Genomic DNA, 16,543 nt, shown 5'->3' with positions numbered 1-16,543 from the left:
CTTTCGTGAGGGTGGCGGGAGCGGGTCGGGCGCGCGGGGTGGGTCACCAGGTGCTGGAGACGACCGTGACAGCGGGTGTCAGGCCTTCGCGCAGCGCCTCGAGGAACGTGACGACCTCGGCGGCGACCGAGCGGTGCTGCTTGTCGTTGAGGACGTCGTGGTGGGCGCCGTGCACGACGGCGAGCCGGGCTGCGGCCGCCTTCTCGGCGGTGACCGCGAGGGCGTCGCGGTCGGCGAGCGGGTCGGCGTCGCCGACGAGGAGCAACTGAGGGAGGTCCGTGGCACTGTCGTGGTCCCGTTCGAGGAGGGCCGCGGGGACGGGGGTGTTCAGCTCGCCGCGTCGTACGTGGGTGTCGTCGGTGAGGACTCCGCGGTGGGTGGGGCAGGCGGTGCGGACGTCGAGTTCCTCGTCCCAGGCCTCGGTGGCGGCGGGCACGCGGCCCGGAAGTCCGGCGAGGATCACGGCGTCGGCGCGCAGCCGGTCGGCCCGTGCCGGGTCCGCGACGAGCGCGGCGACCGCCGCGGCGCCGCTGTCGGCGCCCACCAGGACCAGCGGCGCGGCCGGGGTTCCGCCGGGCCCGTCCGCCGCGCCGTCGACGGCCTCGGCGAGCCGTGCGGCGAGGGTGTCGAGGCCGGCGTCGAGGTCGTCACCGAGCGGCTCCGGGGTGTCCACGACCCGTACGCGGTAGGCGTCCGCCGCGAGCCGCCTGCCGAACCGCTCGTACACGGCGCGGGTCTCGCCGCGTCCGGGGACGACGAGGACGGTGCCGCGGGTGAGGAGGCCCTCGGGGGCGAGGTGGTCGGTGTACTGGCTGGTCATCGCAGGGCTCCCAAGGGTGCGGCGGTCTCGGTGGTGTGTCGGTTGGCGGGGATCGGCAGGCCGAGGTGGCCGCGCAGGGTGTCGGCCTCGTACGCGGTGCGGAACAGCTCGCGCTTCTGGAGGATCGGTACGACGCCGTCGACGAAGAGGTCGAGTTCCTCCTCGGTACGGAAGGCGAGGTTGATGCCGTCGAAGGCGCCGGCGTCGAACCACTCCTCGATCCGGTCGGCGACGGTGTGCGGCGCGCCGACGAACGGTGAGCGGCGGAACTCGGCGAGGGACTGGGCGACTTGGCGCAGTGTCAGGTTCTCGGTCCGCGCCCGTTCGATGATCTTGGCGGCTCCTGTCCTGCCGCCCTTCTCGGCGAGGTGGGCGACGTCGGGGAAGGGCGCGTCGAGGTCGTGGACGCTGAAGTCGTAGGCGCCGAAGGAGCGGCCGAGGAGGGCGAGGTGGCGGTCGAAGTCGTTGTCCTCCTCGAAGATCTCGCGTTCGCGGCGGCGTGCGGCCTCGTCGGTGGCGGCGACGACGGGACCGCCGTGGATGAAGATCTTGATGTGTTCGGGGTCGCGGCCGTGCGCGGCGGTGCGGCGCTTGATGTCGGCGTAGTACTCCTGGGCCTGCTGGAGGGAGCCGCCGGGCGCGTAGATGCCCTCGGCGACGCGGGCGGCGAGGTCGCGGCCCTCCTCGGAGACACCGGCCTGGAAGATGACGGGCTGGCCCTGCGGGGAGCGGGACAGGTTGAGCGGGCCCGCGACCCTGAAGTGCTCGCCGACGTGGTTGAGTTCGTGCAGCTTGGTCGGGTCGAGGAACACGTTGCGCTCGACGTCGGCGGGGAACGCGTCGTCCTCGTACGAGTCCCACAGCCCGCGCGCCACCTCGACGAACTCCAGGGCCCTGCCGTAGCGGGTGGCGTAGTCGAGGTGTTCCTCGAAGCCGTAGTTGCGGGAGGTGCCGGTGTCGAAGCTGGTGACGACGTTCCAGCCGGCCCTGCCGCCGCTGATGTGGTCGAGGGAGGCGAAGCGGCGGGCCAGGTTGAACGGCGAGTTGTACGTCGAGCTGGCCGTGCCGACGAGGCCGACGTGCCGGGTGTGGGTGGCGACGGCGGAGAGCAGGGTGAGGGGTTCGAGCCGGTTGAGGTAGTGGGAGGGGTAGGTGGCGTTGATGAACTGACTGTCGACGATGAACAGGGCGTCGAACAGGGCGTGTTCGGCCGCCTTGGCCTGCCGTATGTAGTAGTTGATGTCGATGCTGGCGTTCGGGGCGACGCGCGGGTCCTTCCACAGTCCGTGCTGTCCCGGGCCGCCGACGCCGTAGGGGTGCAGCGCGAGGTGGAGCTTCTTGCGGGGCATGGGTGTGATGCCTCTCTGTTGGTGCGGGCGTGCGTGGCTCAGGCGGGCAGCAGGGCGCGCAGCGCCGCGCGTTCGGCGCGGTCGGCCGGGGCGCCGTGCAGGGTGGGTGCGGAGCCGAGCAGGAGCCGGGTGTAGGGGTGGCTCGGGGCGTTGACGACGGTGTCGGTGGCGCCGGTCTCGACGAGTTCGCCGTGGTGGAGGACGGCGACGCGGTCGGCGACGCCGGCGACGGAGCCGAGGTCGTGGGAGATGAACACCAGGGCCGTCCCGTCCGCGCGCAGTTCCTTGAGGATCTCCAGGATCTGGACGCGGTTGGCGGAGTCGAGGGCACTGACGGGCTCGTCGAGGATGACGAGGCGCGGGCGCGTCACCAACGCTCGTGCGACGGCGACGCGTTGACGCTGGCCTCCGGACAGCTCGCCGGGCAGTCGTCCCAGCAGTTCCTCGCTCAGCCGCACCCGTTCCAGGTGGGCGGCGACCCGCTCGGCCGTCTCGGCGCGCGGCACACCCGCGATACGCAGGGGTTCGCTCAGCGAGTCCTCGATGGTCAGGTCCGGGTCGAGGCTGCGCAGCGGGTCCTGGAACACGTACTGGACCACGCCCCGGCGGCGCAGGGCGCGCCACTGGCGGCGGCCGTACGAGGTGACGTCCGCTCCCCCGACGGTGAGGGTGCCGGAGGTCGCGGGGACGAGGCCGAGGACGGCGCGGGCGAGCGTGGACTTTCCGGATCCCGTCTCACCGATGAGCCCGAGGGTCTCGCCGGGGTCGACGCTGAGCGAGACACCGCGCAGGGCGTGGTGGCGGCGGCGTCGGGGACCGTAGTGGACGTCGAGCGCGTCGATGTCGAGCACGGGGCCCGGGTCGGCGTCACTCATGCGTCCTCCTTGGTGGCACCGGCGGCCGGTGCGGCGGGTGTCGCCGTGCGGAACCTTTCGATGCCGTACAGCTCGTGCTCGGCGATGAGCAGCCGGGTGTACGCGTGCCGCGGGGCGTGCAGCACCTCGCGGGTCGGGCCCTGTTCGACGACGGTGCCCTCCTTCATGACCAGTACCTCGTCGCACAGTTGGGCCACCACGGCGAGGTCGTGGGAGACGACCACGAGCGCGAGGCCCGTGCGGTCGCGCAGGTCGGCGAGCAGGTCGAGGATCTCCGCCTGGACCGTGACGTCGAGCGCCGTCGTGGCCTCGTCGGCGATGAGGACGCGGGGCTCGGCGGCGATGGCGGTGGCGATGAGGACGCGTTGCAGCATGCCGCCGGAGAGCTCGTGCGGGTACTGGCCGTAGCTGCGTTCCGGGTCGCGGAGGTGCACGGCGCGCAGCAGCTCGACGGCCCGCTCGCGCGCCTCGCGCCGCTTCAGGCCCTTCTTCACGCGGAGCACCTCGGCGAGCTGGGCGCCGACCCGGATGGAGGGGTTGAGGTACGAGGCGGGGTCCTGGAAGACGGCGGCGATGGTGGTGCCGCGCAGCCGCGTCCACTCCTTGGCGGTGAGGGTGGCGGTGTCGGTGCCGTCGAGTGCGACGCGGCCGTGGGTGACCTCGAAGTACGGGGGCAGGATGCCGAGCGCGGCGCGGCAGGTGAGGGTCTTTCCGCTGCCGGACTCGCCGACGATGCCGACGGTGGTGCCGGGCGTGAGGTCGAAGCCGACGCCGTGCACGATCTCCCGGTCGGTGGCGGTGTCGGCGATCCGCACGTCGCGCAGGGAGAGCACGGGCGCGGTGGTGGTGTCGCCGCGCCCTTCGTGGCGGCGGGTGAGTTCGGTGGGCGCTGTGGTCATGTCGTACCTCCGGCGTGGACGGGCTCGGCGGGGCGGTTCCTGCCGGTGCCGGCGGGCGTGCGGTCGCTCGCCGTCGGGCCCGACACGTCGCGGACGGCGTCGGCGAGGAGGTTCGCGGCCCACACCGTCGCCATGATCAGGAGGGCGGGCGGGAGCGGGGCCCAGGGCTGCTGGCCGAGGTAGCCGAGGTCGGAGGCGAGCAGGCCGCCCCAGGTGGCTTCGGGCGGCTGCACGCCGATGCCGAGGAACGTCAGGCTGGACACGATGACGAAGCCGGTGCCGATGGTCTGCGCGAGGGCGACCGCGAGCGGGGGCAGCACCTTCGCCCACACATGGCGACGGACGATCCAGCCGAGGGACGCGCCGGAGATCAGCGCGGCCTCCACGTAGGGGGATCGCGCCACGGCCAGGGTGGCGGCGCGGGACACCCGGTAGAACAGCGGAGACACCAGCGCGCCGGTGACGAGCATCGCCTGGGTGATGCCGTTGCCGAGGAGTGCGATCACCGCGACCGCGAACAGCAGAAACGGCAGGGCGACGAGGGTGTCGGCGAGCCGCAGTGTCAGCCATTCGAAGACACGGCCGAGGTACACCGACAGGATGCCGGGGATCGACCCCACGACGAGGGCGGTCAGGGCGACTTCGAGCGAGCCGACGACGCTGACCCGTGAGCCGTCGAGGAGGCGGCTGAGCACGTCGCGGCCGAGGTAGTCGGTGCCCAGCCAGTGCTCCCCGGACGCGGCGGCGAGGGTGTCGCCGCTGGTCGCGAGGGGGTTCTGCGGGGCGAGCAGCGGTCCGAGGAGCGCGAGCAGGGCGACCACGGCGAGGATGGCGACGGCGATACGGCCCGTTGTGAGGGCGAGGGTGCGACGGATCATGGTGGCTCACACCCCCCGCTGCGCGGCCGGTGTGACCCGCGCGAGGATCAGGTTGACGATCAGGTTGAAGCTCACGACGAGCACGATGGACACCACGAGCACTCCCTGGACGGCGGGTACGTCGCCGGCCTGTGCTGCATCGTTGGCGAACCGGCCGAAGCCCTGGAGGCCGAAGATCCACTCGGTGACCACGGAGGCGCCCGCCAGGGCGGGGAACTTGAGGCCGAGGGTGGCGAGCGTCGGTCCGAGCGCGTTGCGCAGCACGTGTCCGAGGAAGATCCGGCGGGGGCTCAGGCCCCGCACGACGGCCCCGGTCACGTAGTTCTCGCGGGAGGCGGCGATCAGGCTGGTGCGCAGTTGGCGGGCGACGTCGGCGACGACGTCGCAGCTGAGGGCGAGCGCGGGCAGCAGGATGTGCAGCGCCCACGGCCCGAATCCCTGGGCCAGGGGCACGTATCCGGCGGACGGGAACCAGCCGAGGCCGACGGCGAACACGGTGACGAGGACGATGCCGACGACGAACGCGGGCATCACCGAGATGACGGTGACGAACCCGGTGACCGCCCGGTCGATCCAGGTGGTGCGGCGCAGCGCCGCGACGGTGCCGAGAGCGAAGCCGAGGACGACGCCGATGACGAGCGCGGCGCTCGCCACGGACAGGCTGACGCCGAGGCCGGTGCCGATGAGGGTGGCGATGTCGGAGCCGTTGGTCCAGCTGGTGCCGAGCTGTCCGTGCAGGATGCCGTTGAACCAGTCGCCGTACTGGGCGAGGAAGGGCCGGTCGAGTCCCCACTGGGCCTCGACGCGGGCGATGGCCTCCGGGGTCGCCTCCTCCCCCAGCTGGATGCGGGCCGGGCTGAGTCCGCTCATCGAGCGCAGCGCGAACGTGACGAAGGTGGCCACCAGGAAGACCGGGACGAAGATCGCGACGGAGCGTCCGACGACGGCCAGGACGCGGCCGGTGACGTGTGCCGCTCCGGTGTCGGTGCGGGGCATGCCGGTCACACCCCGGGCTCGATGGTGACGCCGGTCCAGTCGATGTGGGCCGGGTTCTTCGGGATGCCGGAGACCTTCTTGCTCTTGGCGATGAGGTTCGGCTGGGAGTACGTGAAGACGAGTGCGTTGCTGTGCAGTCCCGCGCGGGTCGCGGCCTGGAGGACCTTCGGGTAGTCGGGGTCGTCGATGCGGGTCTCGCGGACCTTGGCAATGGCGTCCTCGAAGCCCTTCGGCTCGTACGGGCTGCTGAGGTTGAGCGGTCCGTCGGGGCCGAAGTGCGCGGTGAGGGTCTGTGCGGCGGAGTCTCGACCGGTCGTCGAGTAGAGGGAGAAGGTGAGGTCCTTGGCGAAGAACGGGGTGGCCCAGTTCTTGTCGATCTTGATGGTGACCTTGATGCCGACCTTGGCGAGCTGGGACTGGACGATCTCGGCCTCGGGCTGTTCCTCGGGGATGACGAGGTCGAGCTTGATGTCTCCGGGCTTGTAGCCGGCCTCGGCGAGCAGCTTCTTGGACTTCGCCGGGTCGTAGGGGTAGGCGTTCGCCGACTTCGGGTCGTAGGCGACGTATCCCTTGGGGAACGGCTGGTCGGTGGTCTCGCCGTATCCGAACGTCAGCTTGTCGACGAACTCCTGACGGTCGATGGCGTGCCGGACCGCGTCGACGACCCTGTCGTCGTCGAAGGGCTTCTTGTTGATGTTCAGGCTGATGTTGGAGGCGTTGAAGCCGGGCTGCACGAAGACGTCGAGTCCGGCCTTCTTCGCGGCCCTGGCCTGGCTGGGTTCGATGTCGGCGAAGTTGTAGACGCCGGTCTGGAGTCCGGAGACGACGGTGGAGGCGTCGGGCGCCGAGGTGAGTTCGACCTGGTCGATGTGGATGTTCTTGGCGTCCCAGTAGTCGGGGTTCTTCTTGAGGACGGCCTTGGCGCCGGGGATGAGCTGGGTGACGGTGAACGGGCCCGCGCCGACCGGCTGTTGGTCCAGTTCGGCCGGGGACTTCGCGGCCTTGGGGCTGGCGATCTGGAGGACGCGCTGGCCGAGCAGTTGCGGTATCTGGTAGTCGACCTGCTTGAGGTCGACGATCGCGTCGAGGCCGTCGGCGCGCACCGACTCGATGGAGGTGAGGTCGCCGAACAGGGCGGAGTTCTTCTGCTTCTTGGCCCGGTCGATGGCCGCCTTCACGGCGGCCGCGTCGACGGGTTCGCCGTCGCTGAACTTCTGTCCGGGGCGCAGGTGGAAGGTGATCCGGTCGCCCCGCTTGTTGTACTCCCAGCTCTTGGCGAGGTCGGGGACGGCGTCACCCTTCTCGTCGGTGCGGGTCAACGAGGCGTAGACCAGGGAGAGTTCGCGGAACTGGGCGCCGCTGCCGCCGACCACCGGGTCCCAGTGGGTCGGGAAGTACGTGGAGGTCCACTTGAGGGTGCTGTCCCCGCCGCTCGCCGAGGCGCTGCCGCCTCCGCATCCGGTGAGGGCGGCGAGGAGGAGGACGGCGGCACCGGCGGCCGGGGCGGCGGCGCGGAGGGGACGACGGCGCGTTCTGGGCAGGGGGCGTCGGGACATGTGTGTCTCTCTGCGACGGCTCCCGCGCGTCGAGGGCAGCGCACGGGAGCGAAGGACAAGGCACGCGCCACCACCCGGCAGCATGCGGGGAGGCACGCCGGCGGGGCCGGGACGGAGCACGGTGAAGGAGGCATGACGGGGCCCGGACTCGAGGAGCCGGGCCGTCGGGAAACGGCGCCCGCGGGATCCGGTGGAGGGGATTCGGGCGCGCCGGAGGCTACGTGGAGGGGGAGGAAGTCAGCGACAGAGTGCGCTGCACGTGCGCCGCAGGTCCACGTAGCGGCACACCACGCCGGGGTGCGTCGTCAGCATGCTGCACATCCTGACCCGGCCGGTCCCCGGCTGTCAATGGACACCAATTGGTGTCTCATTACGCGGGATGGCTCGACGTCGCTGGTCAACGCGTCGTCGACGGACCGGAGTTGTCGTGGCGGCGGGTCGCGGGATGCGCGTCGGCCTCGCTCGGGCTGAGCCACAGCGGGCCGTTCGCGGTGTCGAGGCGGACGGCGTCCGGGGGTGGCCATGCCCCGCTCGCCAGGACCTCGCGTTCGGGTTCGGTGAGGGTGCGGTGGCGATCGAGCGCCTCGGCGGCGGGGAGCGGCGGGGCCGGTGTCATCAGGCCGGGGCACATCTCGTCGACGGCCGTGGCGTACGCGTCGTAGGGCCGCCAGCCCGGTACGGCGCGGTGGCCCGCAGCGCCGCGCAGCAGCAGCGTGGGCAGGGCGTAGCGCAGGCCTGTGCCGTCGTCGGTCTCCTTGGCCGCGCCGGGGTGCGGTGAGTCGCACGGTGGGGGCGCGAGCACCTCGGGGACCGGGCGCCTGGCCTCGGCGCGGTCGGCACGCACCGCGTCGCGCACGGCCTCTGACGTGGCGTCATCACGGAGGCGGTGGGGGTCGAGACCGGGGACGTCGCGGACGGCGGCCAGCGCGAGGTCGAGGGTGTCCGCGGGCTCGCCCAGGACGAAGACGGTCTCGCGCAGGCGGCGCAGCGCCCGCTCGGCCGGGGCCTCGCCCTGTGCCTCCGCGGCCTTGGCCACCAGGGACGCGGGCCAGGAGCTCGCCGCGACGCGGCTCAGGCGGGCGGCGTACGGCGCCCCGGTGTGTCCGCCGACCTCGGCGATGTACCGGGCGTACCAGGCGGTCTCGGCGGCGGGGTCGGGCGCCGGGTCATCGTCGTCGTCGAAGAGGATGCACTGCACGCGGCGCCAGCGGGCCCTGCCCCGCAGCGCCTGCCGCAGCCGCCGGACGGTGGGTTCGGCGCCCCAGGACCAGGGGCACAGCGGGTCGGTGTACTCGACGACCTCGAGGAGCGGCGCCGCCGGATCGCCGGTCACGCGGCCCCCTGCGCGGCGACGGAATCCGCCTCCCGCGCGTCCTCGGCCTCGGCCAGCAGCGCGCTCACCGTCACCCCGCCCAGCACGGCGGCGGCGTCCGCCTCGATGCGCCGCCACACGCCGGGCAGGCCGCGGGCGGCGCCGGAGTAACCGAGCCCAGCCAGGGACTCGCCGCGCAGGGTGAGCAGTTCGCCGTCGACGGCGCGGGTGATGTCGAGCAGCGTGATGGATTCGGCCGGCACACCGAGCCAGTACCCGCCCACGCAGCCGCGCTGGCTGCGCACGAGTCCCGCTCTGCGCAGCTCGCCCACCACCGACTTGAGGAAGCGGAACGGGATGCCCTGGGCCTCGGCGATGGCCTCGCAGGTGAGCGGCTGTTCGGGGGCGCGGGCCAGCTCGAGGAGCGCGCGCGTGGCGTAGTCCGCCTTCGCGGAGATATGCATGGCCTCATGATGCCCGAAGGGCGCCGCGGGGCAAGGTCCCGATGGATCCCGCCCCGAACATTGCGGGAACATTGCCGCAGGTGAGAGCCAATGGACACCTCTTGACATCTTTTGGGTCGCCGCTCTAGCGTCCGGGCATGAGCGAGCCGTTGACCACCCCGGGTGAGGGCTTTCACCCCCATCTGCACGACGCCCCGAACTCCCCGACCGCTCCCCTGCGTTCGCGGCTGCACCACATCAGGGCCGACGCCCTGGACGGTGACACCGCGCAGAGCGGCGGCATGCGCCGCTTCGCGGCCGTCAGCGGGAACACCGTGGGATCGGAGAAGCTGTGGATGGGGCAGACCCACGTCGCCCCGGCCACCTCCTCGTCCGACCACCACCACGGCGAGTCCGAGACCGCGATCTACGTGGTGAGCGGGCACCCGGAGTTCGTGTTCCTCGACGACTCGGGCGACGGCGAGGAGGAGGTCAGGCTGCGCACCTCCCCCGGTGACTACATCTTCGTGCCGCCGTTCGTGCCGCACCGCGAGGAGAACCCCGACCCGTCCGTCGAGGCCGTGGTCGTCATCGCCCGCAGCACGCAGGAGGCCATCGTGGTCAACCTGCCCAAGCTGTACGCGCTTTCGGAGCGGGACGAGGCGTAGCGGGCTCTGCGAGGATGGGCCCATGAAATCGATCTCCTTCCCCGGTGCCAAGGCGCCGTCCTCGAACGTCGTGCTGGGCCTGATGCGCATCGCCGAGCTCGACGACAAGGCTGTCCGCGGCCTCTACGACAGCGCCCGCGACGCCGGGATCAACAGCTTCGACCACGCCGACATCTACGGACCGACCCGGCACGCCTGCGAGGAGCGGTTCGGGCAGGCGGTGACGCTGACCGCAGCGGAGCGCGAGTCGATCGTCATCCAGAGCAAGGTCGGCATCAGGCCCGGTTTCTTCGACTTCTCGCGCGAGCACATCGTGCGCACCGCCGACGAGTCGCTCGCGGCACTGCGCACGGACTACCTCGACATGCTGCTCCTGCACCGTCCGGACACCCTGGTGGAGCCGGAGGAGGTCGCGGCGGCCTTCGACGAGCTGCACGCGGCGGGCAAGGTCGTGAACTTCGGTGTCTCCAACCACACGCCGGGGCAGGTCGAGCTGCTCAAGACGGCGGTGCGGCAGCCGCTGGTCGCCAACCAGGTCCAACTGAGCATCACGCACGCCCCGTTGATCGCCCAGGGCATCGCCGCGAACATGGCGGGGCTCGACCAGTCGGTGAGCCGTGACAATGGGCTGCTCGACTACTCGCGGCTCCACAAGATGACGCTTCAGGCGTGGTCGCCGTTCCAGAAGGGGTTCTTCGACGGTGTCTTCGTCGGCGACCGCGAGAACTACGCCGAACTCAACACGGCGCTGGACGAGTTGGCCGCGAAGTACGACGTGACGCCGACCGGCATCGCGGTCGCCTGGATCACCCGGCACCCGGCCGACATGCAGGTCGTGCTCGGCACCACCAATCCGGGCCGGGTCACCGAGTCCGCCGCGGGCTCCGAGATCCCGCTGACCCGCGAGGAGTGGTACCGGCTGTTCCGCGCGGCCGGGCACACCCTGCCGTAGCCGAACGGTGTTCCGAGGCCCCGCCCGGCGTGTCCGGGCGGGGCCTCGGCATGTCAGTCGCAGGGCTGCGTGGAGCGCTCGCCCTCCGGCTGTGCGGCCACCGTCGCCGGGGTGCGGGACCCCACCGCGGGGGCGAGGAGGACGGCGAGCGCGGTGAACGCGAGGACGACGACCATCGCCGTCCGCAGCCCGTAGTGGTCGCCGAGGAAGCCCAGGCACGGCGGGCCGACCAGGAACGCGACGTAGCCCATCATCGCCACGAGGCTGACCCGCGCCGCCGGGTTCTCGCCCGAGTCGCCGGCCGCCGACAGCGCGACGGGGAAGCCGAGGGAGGCGCCGAGGCCCCAGAACAGGACGGCCACGCTGGCGAGGACGGCGGAGTCGGAGAAGACGACGAGGGCGATGCCGAGTGTCGCGGAGACGGCGCTGGCCCGGACGACCGGCTTCCGGCCGAGGCGGCCGATGAAGAAGCCGCCGACGAACCGGCCGAGGGTCATCGCGGCGGCGAACCCGGTGTAGACGGCGGAGCCGAGCGCGGCGTCCATGTCGTGGCCGTCGACCATAAGGAGCGGCAGCCAGTCGTTCGCGGCGCCCTCGGCGAGCGCCATCGCGAGGATGATGCCACCGAGCAGCAGCAGTTGCCGGTCGCGCCACACCTTCGCCTTCGCCGCACCGGCCTCGGTGTCCTTGGCCTTGGCGGGCCCCGACACCTTGCCGACCCCGGCGGGGATGGCCCGGATCGCGTAGCCGAACATGGCGGTGGTGACCACGGCGACGGCGACGAGGTGCCAGTGCACCGGCACGTCGGCCGCCGTGCACAGGATGCCGATCGACGCGCCCACGACCGTGCCGAGGCTGAAGAATCCGTGCAGCGTGGGCAGGACCGTGCGGGCGGTGATCCGCTCGACCTCGGCGCCGTCGATGTTGATGGCGACCTCTCCCCCGCCCATTCCGGCGCCGAAGAGGACGAGTCCCGCGGTGACGAGCGGCGCGGAGGAGGCCATGGCGCCGAGTCCGATGACCGCCATGCTGACCGTGATCAGCAGGGTCCCGACGGCCATCACGGGGCGGGTGCCGAAGCGGGAGACGAGCGTGCCCGAGCACAGGATGCCGATCATCGAGCCGACCGAGAGCCCGAAGAGGACGAGGCCCATCTGCGCGGTGGACGCGCCGAGTTGATCCCGGACGTCGGGGGTGCGGGTCACCCAGGACGACATCGACAGGCCGGGTATGAGGAAGAAGAGGAACAGTGCCGTCCGTCTGCGGCGGGTGTCCAGGTCCATCGCCAACGCGCTCTCTCTTGCCGTGGGATCGGGAAAGGATCATCGCCACGCTCTCACACCGGGAGAGCGGGCGGGAGCCGTGCGCACGGCCCAGGGGCGGCGCCCACCGTGCTCGGTGTGCGCCGCCCCTGGGCCGCTTCCTGAAGGTGTCAGGCCTCCGGGTGACTCAGCCTGATGTCGAGCTCGTCCGGTTCGGTGTCGCCCACCCGCAGGGTCCGCGCCACCGGCGGGTACCCCGTCGCGATGACCGAGTACTCGCCCGCGTCCAGGTCGGTGAAGGCGTACGCGCCGTCGTCCCCGGTGGTCGATGAGGCGATGACATTGCCCGCGGCGTCCACCAGGGTCACCCGGGCGTCGGCCAGCGGGGCGTTGTCCGTGCCCGCGCGGACGACGCCCTGCACGCGCTTGCCGACGCCGAGCACGATCTCGACGCGGGTGACACCCTGCGCGCCGGTCTCCACCTGCTGGGCGGTGGGCCGGAAGCCCGGCGCGTTCACGGCGAGGGTGAACAGTCCGTTCACCAGCCCGCCGCAGGCGAAGTCGCCGTGCAAGCCGGTACGGGCGGTGGCCACGACCTCGCCGCGGACGTCGGTCACGACGACCATGGCCTCGGGCACGGGCCGGCCGCCGGGCTCGCGGACCAGGCCGGCGAGGCCTCCGGTGCCGGTCAGCAGGATGTCGTGCGAGAGGAGTTCGCCGTTCACGGTGACGGTCGAGGCCTGCGGCTGGTGGCCGTCGGCCGCGACGATCAGGACGTACGTCCCGGCGCCCGGCACGTCGAGGCTGTAGGAGCCGCCGGAGTCGGTGACAGAGCGGCTGATCTGCCGGCCGCCCGTCGAGATCAGCGTGATGGCGGCGCGGGTGACGGGCTCGCCGCCGCCGGTGCGGACGGTGCCGAGGATGCCGTTGCCGTTCGGGGTGAACGAGCGGGCGCCGCCGGACTCCGCGGTGGTGGCCGTCGCCAGGTGCTTGTGCTGCTGTGCGGCGCCGACGGCGGCCGTGACGAGTTCGCGGTCCGGCTCGGCGGACGGGTGCGGGACGGCGCCCGCTGGCACCTCTTCGGCGGCGGTGGCGGCGGGCGCCGAGTCGAGGTCGCGCAGGCCCTCGCCCTCGACGTCGACGTTCGGCAGCGCGCGGTCGAGCCACTTCGGGAGCCACCAGGCGCCGCGTCCGACGAGCGCGAGGACGGCGGGCACGATGGCCATGCGCACGAGGAACGCGTCGAAGAAGACGGCGACGGCGAGACCGAAGCCGATCATCTTGATCATGGATTCGGTCGAGCCGATGAAGCCGGCGAACACGGCCATCATGATGACCGCGGCCGCCGTCACCACCCGGGCGCTGTACCGGAATCCGGTGACGATGGCCTCCTTGGCGCTCTCCCCGTGGACGTACGCCTCGCGCATCCGCGTCACGAGGAACACCTCGTAGTCCATCGCGAGGCCGAAGACGACACCCACCATGAAGATCGGCATCATCGACATCACGGGCCCGGTCTCCTCGACGCCCATGAGGTCGGCGAGCCAGCCCCACTGGAAGACGGCGACGACGGCGCCGAGCGCGGCGAGGACGGAGAGCAGGAAGCCGAGGGCGGCCTTCAGGGGCACCAGGATCGAGCGGAAGACGACGATCAGGAGCAGGAAGGCGAGGCCGACGACGAGCGCGAGGTACGGCAGGAGCGCGTCGTTGAGCTTGTCCGACACGTCGATGTTCATCGCGGTGGTGCCGGTGACCATCAGTTCGGCGCCGGTGTCGGCCTTGATGCCGTCGCCCGCGTCGCGGATGTTCTGGACGAGGTCCTCGGTGTCGGTCGAGGTCGGCTTCGACTTCGGGACGACGCTGAGCATCGCGCTGTCACCGGACTTGTTGAACGTCGCGGGGGTCACCACGGCGACGTCGTCGAGTCCCTTGACGGTCTTGGTGACATCGGCGACGGCGGCCTTCGGCTGGTCGGCTCCGTCGGCGTCGACGACGACCATCAGGGGCCCGTTGAAGCCGGGCCCGAAGCCCTCGGAGAGCAGGTCGTAGGCCTTGCGCTGGGTGGTGTCGGTGGGCTGCGATCCGTCGTCGGGCAGGCCGAGTTCGAGGGACGTTGCCGGTACGGCGGCGGCGCCGAGGGCGAGGACGCCGAGCAGCAGCACGGCGACCGGGTGCTTCACGACGAGGCGGGCCCAGCGGGTGCCGAGGGCGGGCTTGGGCTCGGCGTGCTCCCCGTGCGGGGCGTGGTCGCCGTGCTGCTGCTTCGCCGAGCGCCTCTTGGCTCCGGCGGGCCGGACGCGGCGCCGGGCGATGCCGAGCAGGGCGGGGATGAGGGTGAGCGCGACGAGTACGGCGACGACGACGGTGCCCGCGGCGGCGAAGCCCATCTTCGTCAGCATCGGGATGTTGACGACGGCGAGGCCGACGAGGGCGATGACGACGGTGAGTCCGGCGAAGACGACGGCGGACCCGGCGGTGCCGACGGCCCGCCCGGCGGCCTCCTCGCGTTCGCGTCCCTCGGCGAGTTCGGCGCGATAGCGGGACACGATGAACAGCGCGTAGTCGATACCGACCGCGAGGCCGATCATCATGGCGAGCGTCGACGTGGTGGAGTCCAGGTCGAGCGGCTTGGCGAGCGCGGTGATGGCGGAGACGCCGATGCCGACGCCGAACAGGGCGGAGACCAGCGGCAGTCCGGCCGCGATCAGGGAGCCCAGGGTGATGACGAGGACGACGGCGGCCACGACGACGCCGATGACCTCGGTCGAGCCGGTCTCGGGGACCGTTTGCAGCGCGTCGCCGCCGACCTCGACGGTCAGGCCCTCGTCGCGGGCGTCCTGCGCGGCCTCCTTCAGGGCGTCGCGCGAGGAGTCCTCGAGCTCCATGCCGGACACCTTGTACGACACCTGCGTGTACGCGGTGGTGCCGTCGCGGCTGACGGCCTTGGAGCGGAACGGGTCGGTGGCGCTCTGCACCTCGGCGCCGCCGCCGAGTTCCTCGACGGTGTCGCGGACGACGTCCCGGTGCGCGGCGGAGGTGATCTTCTCGCCGTCCGGGGCCTTGAACACGACGCGCGCGGTGGCACCGTCGGCGCTGGCGCCGGGGAAGCGTTGTTCGAGGAGGTCGAAGGCCTTCTGGGCCTCCGTTCCCGGGATCGAGAACGATGAGGAGGCGGCGGTGGGCGCCTGGGACGCGCCCACGCCGACGGCGGCGAGGACCACCGCCCAGAACAGGGCGACGAAGTACCGTCGCCGGAAGGCGAATCGGCCCATGGTGTAGAGGAATCGAGCCACGAGGGCGTACTCCCGGTCAGGTCGTGGGTGGTGCTGGGCAGGGGACTTCGGCCCGACGACGGTGAGCGGTGGCGTCAGGTGGGGGGGGGACGTACGTGGTGGATCAGGCGCAGAGGGCGGGGAGAACCACTGCGTCGATGTATGAGATGAGGTACTCCTGGGTGGGGGGCAGTTCGTCGATCACGCCGCGGGTCGCCATGGCGCCGACCATCAGGTGCAGCGTGTAGTCCATCGCCGGGTTGTCCTCGCGGACCTCGCCGCGGGCGACGGCTCTCTGGAGGACCTGGTCGAGTTCCTCCAGCTCCGGTTCGATCAGCAGCTCGCGGAACGCGCGCAGCAGGTCCGGGTCGCTGTGCATGGCCATGGCGAGGCCACGCATCAGCGCAGTCGACTCCTCGACCGAGCAGTCGTCCTGGCGGCGGGCGAGCGTGTGGAGGTCTCCGCGCAGGGTGCCGGTGTCGATCTCGGCGATGTGCACGGGCTTGTGGTGGCGCATCGCCTTGACGACGAGCGCGGCCTTGCCGCCCCACTGCCGGTACAGCGTGGCCTTGCTCGACCGGGTGCGGCTCGCGACGGCGTCCATGGTCAGCGCGTCGTAGCCGACCTCGCGCAGCAGCCCGAGCACCGCGTCGTACAACTCGGCCTCGCGCTCCGCCGTCATGCGTCTGCGCCGAACGGTGCCGGTCTCAGGCACGCGACATCACGCCCACTTCTCCGAACGAAACGGTTTCGTACGTCGAGCAGACTAACCCGCCCCCCATATGAAACGAAACCGTTTCGTTCGTGTCGCGGATCACGATGCCTGCGAGGGGCGGTGTGCCAGGGTGGCCCCATGAGTGAAGCGTTCACCTACGCCTGGCGGGACCCGGTCTCGGACGAGGAGATGGTCGACCTCGTCCGATCCCATGGCGGCAACGACGTCGCCGGGTGGTGGGAGAAGATCCGGGCGTACAGCCTCGGCTGGGTGGCCGCCCGGGACGCGGACGGTCTTCTCGTCGGGTTCGTGAACGTGGCGTGGGACGGCGGTGACCACGCCTTCCTCGTCGACGCCAAGACGCGGGGCACGCACCAGCGTCGGGGGATCGGCGCGGCCGTCGTGCGGCTCGCGGCTTCGTGTGCGCGGGAGTCGGGCTGTGAGTGGTTGCACGTGGACTTCGAGCCCGAGCTCCGCGGCTTCTACTTCGGGGCGTGCGGGTTCCGGCCGACGGAGGCCGGGGTGATCCGACTTCGGTCGTGAGGG

At 71.7% G+C, this 16,543-nt stretch carries 15 protein-coding genes and 1 pseudogene; 3 read left to right on the top strand and 13 right to left on the bottom strand.

The genetic code is table 11. The features are described 5' to 3' along the window. Window positions 1-43: 43 nt before the first annotated feature. The 9 genes from ACTWJ8_RS37670 to ACTWJ8_RS37630 form a co-directional block, all read right to left on the bottom strand. Window positions 44-820, bottom strand: coding sequence for an alpha/beta hydrolase (locus ACTWJ8_RS37670; protein WP_443261958.1), 777 nt, complete (start codon window positions 818-820; stop codon window positions 44-46). Continuing rightward, window positions 817-2,169: an LLM class flavin-dependent oxidoreductase gene (locus ACTWJ8_RS37665; protein ID WP_443261957.1), complete on the bottom strand. Its 1,353-nt coding sequence runs from the start codon at window positions 2,167-2,169 to the stop codon at window positions 817-819. Before ACTWJ8_RS37665 ends, ACTWJ8_RS37670 begins: the two co-directional genes overlap by 4 nt. 38 nt (window positions 2,170-2,207) lie before the next feature. Further along, window positions 2,208-3,044, bottom strand: a complete 837-nt coding sequence (locus ACTWJ8_RS37660) for an ABC transporter ATP-binding protein (RefSeq protein WP_443261956.1) — start codon at window positions 3,042-3,044, stop codon at window positions 2,208-2,210. Continuing rightward, the gene (locus ACTWJ8_RS37655) at window positions 3,041-3,943 is read right to left on the bottom strand and encodes an ABC transporter ATP-binding protein (RefSeq protein WP_443261955.1); all 903 of its coding nucleotides are present in this window, start codon (window positions 3,941-3,943) and stop codon (window positions 3,041-3,043) included. The genes ACTWJ8_RS37660 and ACTWJ8_RS37655 overlap by 4 nt, the downstream gene beginning before the upstream one ends. Next, a complete protein-coding gene (locus tag ACTWJ8_RS37650; RefSeq protein WP_443261954.1) occupies window positions 3,940-4,821 on the bottom strand; it encodes an ABC transporter permease in 882 nt (293 codons plus the stop codon). Before ACTWJ8_RS37650 ends, ACTWJ8_RS37655 begins: the two co-directional genes overlap by 4 nt. A gap of 6 nt (window positions 4,822-4,827) precedes the next feature. Continuing rightward, on the bottom strand, window positions 4,828-5,817 hold the full coding sequence (locus tag ACTWJ8_RS37645) for an ABC transporter permease (protein WP_443261953.1): 990 nt from the start codon (window positions 5,815-5,817) through the stop codon (window positions 4,828-4,830). A gap of 5 nt (window positions 5,818-5,822) precedes the next feature. Then, on the bottom strand, window positions 5,823-7,373 hold the full coding sequence (locus ACTWJ8_RS37640; protein ID WP_443261952.1) for an ABC transporter substrate-binding protein: 1,551 nt from the start codon (window positions 7,371-7,373) through the stop codon (window positions 5,823-5,825). Window positions 7,374-7,770: 397 nt separating this feature from the next. After that, window positions 7,771-8,706, bottom strand: coding sequence for a DsbA family oxidoreductase (locus ACTWJ8_RS37635; protein ID WP_443261951.1), 936 nt, complete (start codon window positions 8,704-8,706; stop codon window positions 7,771-7,773). After that, window positions 8,703-9,149 (bottom strand): RrF2 family transcriptional regulator, encoded by a 447-nt coding sequence (locus ACTWJ8_RS37630; RefSeq protein WP_443261950.1) that lies wholly within the window; start codon window positions 9,147-9,149, stop codon window positions 8,703-8,705. The genes ACTWJ8_RS37635 and ACTWJ8_RS37630 overlap by 4 nt, the downstream gene beginning before the upstream one ends. A 137-nt stretch (window positions 9,150-9,286) precedes the next feature. On the opposite strand from ACTWJ8_RS37630, the gene ACTWJ8_RS37625 reads away from it, so the two are divergent. Together ACTWJ8_RS37625 and ACTWJ8_RS37620 are read left to right on the top strand one after the other, a co-directional pair. Further along, window positions 9,287-9,796 carry a cupin domain-containing protein gene (locus ACTWJ8_RS37625; RefSeq protein ID WP_356372524.1) on the top strand — a complete coding sequence of 170 codons (510 nt, stop codon included), beginning with the start codon at window positions 9,287-9,289 and terminating at the stop codon, window positions 9,794-9,796. Window positions 9,797-9,818: 22 nt separating this feature from the next. Next, window positions 9,819-10,748 (top strand): aldo/keto reductase, encoded by a 930-nt coding sequence (locus ACTWJ8_RS37620; protein ID WP_443261949.1) that lies wholly within the window; start codon window positions 9,819-9,821, stop codon window positions 10,746-10,748. 53 nt (window positions 10,749-10,801) lie between these two features. Here the strand turns inward: ACTWJ8_RS37620 and ACTWJ8_RS37615 are convergent, their stop codons facing one another. From ACTWJ8_RS37615 to ACTWJ8_RS37600, 4 genes and pseudogenes are all read right to left on the bottom strand, one after another. Next, a complete protein-coding gene (locus ACTWJ8_RS37615; RefSeq protein ID WP_443261948.1) occupies window positions 10,802-12,031 on the bottom strand; it encodes an MFS transporter in 1,230 nt (409 codons plus the stop codon). Between the two features lie 149 nt (window positions 12,032-12,180). Then, a complete protein-coding gene (locus ACTWJ8_RS37610; protein WP_443265111.1) occupies window positions 12,181-12,933 on the bottom strand; it encodes an MSCRAMM family protein in 753 nt (250 codons plus the stop codon). 99 nt (window positions 12,934-13,032) lie between these two features. Continuing rightward, window positions 13,033-15,303 (bottom strand): annotated as a pseudogene (locus tag ACTWJ8_RS37605) (MMPL family transporter); the annotation flags it as partial. A gap of 103 nt (window positions 15,304-15,406) precedes the next feature. Next, window positions 15,407-15,997 carry a TetR/AcrR family transcriptional regulator gene (locus tag ACTWJ8_RS37600; protein ID WP_356372530.1) on the bottom strand — a complete coding sequence of 197 codons (591 nt, stop codon included), beginning with the start codon at window positions 15,995-15,997 and terminating at the stop codon, window positions 15,407-15,409. 138 nt (window positions 15,998-16,135) lie between these two features. Between ACTWJ8_RS37600 and ACTWJ8_RS37595 the strand changes: the two genes are divergently transcribed. Continuing rightward, the gene (locus ACTWJ8_RS37595) at window positions 16,136-16,540 is read left to right on the top strand and encodes a GNAT family N-acetyltransferase (protein WP_443261947.1); all 405 of its coding nucleotides are present in this window, start codon (window positions 16,136-16,138) and stop codon (window positions 16,538-16,540) included. Window positions 16,541-16,543: the final 3 nt, after the last annotated feature.

It is taken from the genome of Streptomyces sp. SDT5-1 (assembly GCF_052245995.1).
In the GTDB taxonomy this organism is placed as follows: domain Bacteria; phylum Actinomycetota; class Actinomycetes; order Streptomycetales; family Streptomycetaceae; genus Streptomyces.
The sequence above is the reverse complement of the archived record's forward strand: the minus strand, read 5'-3'. Positions and strand labels throughout refer to the sequence as shown.